We start from the raw sequence: 3458 nt of genomic DNA on the forward strand, positions 1-3458 counted from the left end.
CATATATCGAATAAAGTGACAGCATCGAGAAGTAGATTTTATTAATAAGTATAAGCACCCATAAAACAATTAGTAAGAGGTGGTATTCAAATGGCTAAAATTGGTTATGCACGTGTATCAACACAAGATCAAAGTCTTGATGGACAAATTGATACACTTAAAGACTATGGTTGTGAACGTATCTTTAGCGAAAAAGTGAGTGGTCGCAAAACGAAAAGAACAGAACTTGATAAGTGTTTAGACTATTTACGTGAAGGAGACATCCTAGTTATCTATAAATTAGATCGTCTTGGACGTACAACAAAACAATTAATTGATCTGTCTCAATGGTTAGATGAAAACGGCATTGATTTACATATTATTGATATGAATGTGTCAACCAAAGATGCGATGGGAAAAATGTTTTTTACAATGATGAGTGCATTTGCAGAACTTGAAGCTAACTTATTAAGTGAACGTACGAAAAAAGGTCTAGAAGCTGCGAGAGCAAGAGGGAGAAAAGGCGGCCGTCCTTCTTTGCCAGATTATAAGAAAAGAGAAATCAAATTCTTATACGATGAACAAAAACTAACTGGGGAAGAGATTGCTAAACAGACAGATGTTAGTCGTTCAACGGTATACAGAATAATAAAAAATAATTAGTTTAAAAAACTGGTAACGTGAAGAAATAATAAAAAGGGAGGAAATTTATTGGAACTTAGACATATGCAGTATTTTGTAGAAGTCGTAAAGCAAAAAAGTATGACCAAAGCAGCATCTAATCTTTTTATCACACAACCCACAATTAGTAATACAATTAAATTATTAGAAGAAGAATTAGATGTAAATTTATTTAATAGGTATAAAAACCAAATATACTTAACTGACGCAGGAGAAGCTTTCTTTTTCCAATGTAAAGAAATGCTTAAAATGTATGATAATATCCCTAATGAGTTAAGTAATTTATTAGAATTAAAAAAGGGACATTTGAAAATTGGAATCCCTACTATTATTAATATAAGAATATTAATTGGCTTAATTTCGGAATTTCATGAAATGTATCCTAATATAACTTTTCAACTTTTTGAAAATGGTAGTAAAAAAATTGAAAACGATGTATATTATGGCGATTTGGACATGGGAATTACTGTACTTCCTACAAATAATAAAAACTTTGATATATTCTCTTTTTCAGAAGAAAAATTAAAACTGGTCGTTCATAAAAATCATGCATTATCTAAAAAAACAAAGATTGATATTGAAGATTTACAAGAACAAGAATTTATTTTATTCAATTCTGATTTCTATTTAAACGATAAAATCAAAAATACATGTAGAAATTATGGCTTTAATCCTAATATAATTTTTGAAACCACCCAATGGAGCTTCATAGAAGAAATGTTATTAAATAATCTAGGGATATGTATATTACCCGAAGGAATACTAGGCTTATTAGATAATAATTTACAAGCCATCGATATTAATGAACCTTCCATGAAATGGGAACTTGGTATTATTTGGAGAAAAGATATTATAGTTGATTCTTTAACAAAAAATTGGATTAAATTTCTCCAAGAAAACTTCTTAATTAACTATTAAATATAAAAGCATTTGAGAAATTTATAGCTATATAAAAAAAGGATATTTTATATTTATACACTCTCGCTCTATAATTAGAATGTAAAATATTATAGAAACGGGAGTTTTTTATGGAAAATTATAAATTTCCTAGAGATAGTAAAATTGTCAGTACGGATCAAGTATTAATTAATGATTTAAACAATTATAATACACTGTTTGGGGGGGTATTAATGAAAAAAATTGATAATAACGCAACGCTATCAGCTAGAAGACATGCAAGAGTTAAAGAATGTGTTACAGCTTCTACAGATTCAGTAGAATTTTTATATCCAATCACCCAATCTGATTCCGTTTGTATAGAATCTTATGTAGTTTATACAGGAGAAAAATCTATGGAAATATTTTGTAAAGTCATTTCAGAAGATATGATTACTGCAGAAAGAAAAATTGCTGCTGTAGCTTTTCTTACTTTTGTAGCTTTGGATGAAAATAAAAAACCAATTAAAATACCCAAAATCTCTCCTCAGTCCAAAGAAGAAAAATTATTATTTATGGATGGCGAAGAAAGAGCTAAAATGCGAAAAATTAAACGATCACAAACTAAAAATATAATTGACTCTCTTGATATTAATAAGCCATGGGAATTGGAGTAGTGATAAAATGATTAATGAAATGGAAGAATTAAACCAAATTAAGTTAGATTTGAAAAAACTAAGAAACGAATTTCCTAGTATGTATGAAAAGTTAGAATATATAGCTAGTTTGACAAGACAATTAAGTATCCATTATAAATATTTAGGAGTACTTATGTTTTCAGATAACCGTGAAAATATTCAAAATGAGAGACCAACTTTAATAAGAGAATCTGTTTTGAAATTATATGAACAAGAAGTTGCAAAAGTTAAAAAAGATACTAATTTTGTGTTTTTTAAAGATATGATATTAAAATTCCAAAATGTGGACTACTCACAAATATTTCTTATCATTTTAGGTGCCGAACCTGGTTTTGTATTTAATAATACAATTATTAAATAATAAATAATAAATTCATTAAGAATGCTTAGACTAAAAAATTATAAAAATTCACAAATTATTTGACTAAATGAAACTATATTTTGGCTAATAAAAGAGCCGCTCTGATTTTTTAGAGTGGCTCTTTTATTAGCTTTTATAACTTAACGAGAATTTTTGCTTGTGATTTATCGTTTACAAGCTGTTTAAATCCTGACTCCACAATATCATCTAACTCTATCTCATCAGTAACGACATCTTTAACTTTTAAATTACCTTCATTAATTAAATCTATTGTTTGTTGAAATGTAGTAGGTGTATAAGCAATTGTCGAAGTGAGCTTTACACCTGTATTTGTTAATTGCATTGGATTCCATTCAATAGGATGGCCGAATATAGAAACTATAACAACAATACCTCTTGCTTTAGTAACATCTATTGCAGATTTAAGTGTTGGCGCTACACCAGCTACCTCAAATGCTACATCAACTCCATTATCTGTATGTTTATTAATAACATCACTTGGATCTGATTCACCGGAATTTATAGTATGAGTAGCACCAATCGCTTTAGCTTTATTCAATCTTTCTTCTGATAAATCAAAAACAAATATCTTACTTGCACCTGCAGCTTTAGCTGCTATGACTGTTAATAAACCGATTGGACCTGCACCAAAAATAGCAACAGTATCGCCAAATAGAACTTCACCTTCTTTAATTGCTTGAACTGCAACAGCTGTTGGCTCTACAAGAGCGCCTTCTTTATCAGAAACGTTATCTGGTAACTTATAAACGTTCTCTTCTGGGGCATTTGTAAATTCTGCAAATCCACCATCAGAACCTAAACCTATAAATGAATAACCATCATAAAGATCAATATTTTCTTCT

Annotated in this window: 5 protein-coding genes; 4 read left to right on the forward strand and 1 reads right to left on the reverse strand. The window is 29.1% G+C overall.

The genetic code is table 11. The annotated features are described in order from the left end of the window. Positions 1-90 precede the first annotated feature (90 nt). The 4 genes from KA894_RS14365 (at position 91) to KA894_RS14380 (ending at position 2595) form a co-directional block, all read left to right on the forward strand. Positions 91-642 (forward strand): recombinase family protein, encoded by a 552-nt coding sequence (locus KA894_RS14365; RefSeq protein WP_011304040.1) that lies wholly within the window; start codon positions 91-93, stop codon positions 640-642. A 48-nt stretch (positions 643-690) separates the two neighbouring features. Beyond that, on the forward strand, positions 691-1578 hold the full coding sequence (gene cidR / locus KA894_RS14370) for a cidABC operon transcriptional activator CidR (protein WP_070039664.1): 888 nt from the start codon (positions 691-693) through the stop codon (positions 1576-1578). A 110-nt stretch (positions 1579-1688) separates the two neighbouring features. Beyond that, on the forward strand, positions 1689-2213 hold the full coding sequence (locus KA894_RS14375) for an acyl-CoA thioesterase (protein ID WP_011867724.1): 525 nt from the start codon (positions 1689-1691) through the stop codon (positions 2211-2213). Positions 2214-2220: 7 nt separating this feature from the next. Beyond that, positions 2221-2595 carry a hypothetical protein gene (locus tag KA894_RS14380; RefSeq protein WP_011867723.1) on the forward strand — a complete coding sequence of 125 codons (375 nt, stop codon included), beginning with the start codon at positions 2221-2223 and terminating at the stop codon, positions 2593-2595. A 133-nt stretch (positions 2596-2728) separates the two neighbouring features. On the opposite strand, the gene KA894_RS14385 is transcribed toward KA894_RS14380, so the two are convergent. Beyond that, positions 2729-3458: zinc-binding dehydrogenase (locus tag KA894_RS14385; protein WP_204174378.1), on the reverse strand; the 730-nt coding region annotated here is incomplete at its 5' end.

The organism is Staphylococcus sp. GDY8P131P (assembly GCF_017891975.1).
GTDB lineage: Bacteria > Bacillota > Bacilli > Staphylococcales > Staphylococcaceae > Staphylococcus > Staphylococcus nepalensis.